Origin of the sequence: Pseudorhodoplanes sp., assembly GCF_046289595.1 — a bacterium.
Classification (GTDB): Bacteria; Pseudomonadota; Alphaproteobacteria; order Rhizobiales; family Xanthobacteraceae; genus Pseudorhodoplanes.
The window spans coordinates 1-2,898 of record NZ_JBKBVB010000086.1; the positions used below are offsets into that span (position 1 = coordinate 1).

3 protein-coding genes are annotated in these 2,898 nt (G+C 63.0%); all 3 read left to right on the forward strand.

Annotation, left to right across the window (positions count from 1 at the left end):
• Positions 1 to 817: NAD(P)-dependent oxidoreductase (locus ACK41X_RS16440; protein ID WP_409725531.1), on the forward strand; the 817-nt coding region annotated here is incomplete at its 5' end.
• A gap of 119 nt (positions 818 to 936) precedes the next feature.
• Positions 937 to 1,962 carry a TRAP transporter substrate-binding protein gene (locus tag ACK41X_RS16445; protein WP_409725534.1) on the forward strand — a complete coding sequence of 342 codons (1,026 nt, stop codon included), beginning with the start codon at positions 937 to 939 and terminating at the stop codon, positions 1,960 to 1,962.
• 279 nt (positions 1,963 to 2,241) lie between these two features.
• Positions 2,242 to 2,709, forward strand: a complete 468-nt coding sequence (locus tag ACK41X_RS16450) for a DoxX family protein (protein ID WP_409725537.1) — start codon at positions 2,242 to 2,244, stop codon at positions 2,707 to 2,709.
• Positions 2,710 to 2,898: the final 189 nt, after the last annotated feature.

A 2,898-nucleotide genomic window follows, 5' to 3' on the forward strand; every position in this document is an offset into this window, starting at 1 on the left:
GTCTTTCGATCTCGGCTCCGAACGCAAAAAACCCTTTGCGGGGAAGAAGGGCGCGCGCGCGACCGACCAGCTCGCCGAGCTCGGCGAGGCCTGCGACGCCGTCGTCACCATGCTGCCGAACGGCAAGGAAGTGCGCGAGGCGCTGTTCACCATGCAGGGCGGCGCGCTGGCGGCGAACCTGAAAGCCGGTGCGATCGTGATCGACATGAGTTCGGCCGACCCGGTCGGCACACGCGCGCTCGGCAAGGATCTTGCTGCGCGCAATCTCAAGCTGGTGGATGCGCCGGTCTCAGGGGGCGTGCCCCGCGCCACGGATGGATCTCTTGCGATCATGATCGGCGGCGAGCCGGATGCGGTCACGACGGCAAAGCCCGTGCTCGCCTGCATGGGCTCGAAACTGTTTGAGGTGGGATCGCTGGGCTGCGGCCATGCGATGAAATGCCTGAACAATTTCCTCGCGGCGACGAGCTTTGCCGCCGCTGCGGAAGCCGTCGCGGTGGGGCGTAAATTCGGCCTCGATCCGGAAATCATGGCGGATGTGGTGAACGTCTCGACCGGACGCAGCTTCGCCTCCGAAATGCTGATCAAGCAGCATGTCCTATCCGGAAAATTTGCCACCGGCTTTGCGCTCGGGCTTCTCGCCAAGGACGTCAAGATCGCCGCCGACCTCGCTGAGCAGATTGGCGTTGAGGCACCGGTCGGACAGCTCGTCTGCTGCCTGTGGGCGGATGCCCGCGATGCGCTGGGCGGCGACCAGGATCACACCAGGGCTGCCCTTCACTGGGACAAGCGCGCTTTGCCCTCCGCGGCCGAGTGACGCGGCCCGCCGGCCTTTGATGCGGACGCGGCAATGCCGCACTGGCCTCGGGGCGGTGGCGGCATTAGCCTTCCCTCCTTGGATCGCCGCCATAAGGCGACTTCAGGGAGGAGTCATCGATGAGACGCTTTGCCATTCCCGTGGCGGCATGTCTGCTCGCCACCGCCCTCTCCGTGCCGGCCCTCGCCCAAGACAAGCCGGTCGAATTGCGGTTCGGCCACTGGGTGCCGCCGACCCATCCGATGCATGTGGCGGCGGAATCCTGGGCGGAATCGATCAGGAAGGCCTCGAACGGCACGATCAACATCCGCATCTTTCCGGCACAACAGCTCGGAAAAGCATTCGACCATTACAACATGGCGCGTGACGGCATCGCCGATATCGCGCATGTGAATCCCGGCTATGAGCCGGGCCGCTTCCCGATCATCGGTGCGTCCGAATTGCCGTTTCTGTTCGCCAATTCAAAGCAGGGCAGCGCCGCACTCGATGCCTGGTATCGCAAATACGCTGACAGGGAGATGAAGGACGTCAAGTATTGCCTCACCTTCGCGCACGACCCGGCGACCTTCCACACCGTGAACAAGAAGGTCGTGGTGCCGGGCGATGTGAAAGGCATGAAGATTCGGCCGGCCAACGCGACCATCGCGCGTTTCGTGTCACTGCTCGGCGGCACCAACGTGCAGGCTTCGGCGCCGGAAGCGCGAGACGTGCTGGAAAAAGGCGTGGCGGAAGGCATCACCTTCCCGTGGGGTTCGGTGGTGCTGTTCGGCATCGACAAGGTGACGAAGTATCACCTCGATTCGCAGTTCTATGTGACCGAGCAGACCTGGGTAATGAACAAGGCGAAGTACGAGTCGCTTTCTCCCTCACAACGCAAGGTCATGGACGAGCATTGCACGCCGGAATGGGCGGAGACGATCGCAACCCCGTGGGCGACGATGGAATCGGCCGGCCGTGACAAGATCAAGGCGCAGCCGGGCAAGGAGGTCTATCCGATCACGGCCGAACAGCTTGCCGAATGGCGCAAAGCCGCCGGGCCGCTGAAGGCGGAATGGGAGGCCAATGTCAGAAAAGCCGGCCATGACCCGGACGCGATCTTCAGGGACCTGCAGGACGAACTGAAAAAACGCGACGCGCTTTACTGACGCGCTGATCGAAACCGCCGTCCGAACCAAAACGCCGGCGTGGACACCCCCGCCGGCATGCTTACGCGCATACGTTGAGTCCGCGAGCCAACGCAACACTCAGCAAGCGCTTGAAACCATGTGCAAACCACAGGCGGTCGGCTAGGCGGCCGAAAGCGCCTTCGTTAGACTTAGGTCGCATCCCGCAAAGACAACGCAAATGAGGCGCATGCGCGCGGTGATGCCGGCGTATCTCGCGTCGTTGCAGCAATCTGCGCCTCGAAACGGGGAGACATCGCAATGGCCGCCAGACAGCCGTCACAACATTACGTGCCAGCACTCGCGAAGCTTTATTCGGGATGGGAAGAATTCGCCTATCTCGTCTTGCGCGTCGCCGCAGGACTCATTCTCATTCCACACGGCATGCAGAAGCTGTTCGGCTCGTTTGGTGGACCTGGCATGAACGGTTTCATCGGGCTGCTGCAGAAGGTCGGCTATCCCATGCCGGCGGTCTGGGGCTGGCTGATCGCGCTTCTTGAATTCGGCGGCGGCATCCTTTTGGTGATCGGCCTGTTCACGCGCCCCGTCGCGGTTGCGGTTCTGATCTTCATGCTGGAAGCGGCACGCTTCCATATGGGTGTCGGCGGCTTCTTCTGGACCGCGCGCGGCAACGAATATCCCCTACTCTACGCCGCGGTGGCGTTGCTGCTCGTCGTCCGCGGTGCCGGTCCCTACTCGGTTGACGCCAGGATGAACAAGGAATTCTGAGCGACAATACGATCCGGGCCGACGGAACGCATCGGTCCGGATCTCATCTAGACTTCCGGTATGGACGTCTCGCGCAAAGCGCGGTTCAAGACCTTCACGGCGTCGCTCGTTTCCCCGCCGTGCGCCTTGTCACGCGGCCGCGCGGCCCGGCCCAGCACTTACACCGCCAGCGCCGGCGGAGGCAACGGG

Excerpts from the sequence above, each read along its gene's own strand:
- ACK41X_RS16450 (WP_409725537.1), top strand. The coding sequence starts at position 2,242 with ATGGCCGCCAGACAGCCGTCACAACATTACGTGCCAGCACTCGCGAAG.
- ACK41X_RS16445 (WP_409725534.1), top strand. The coding sequence starts at position 937 with ATGAGACGCTTTGCCATTCCCGTGGCGGCATGTCTGCTCGCCACCGCC.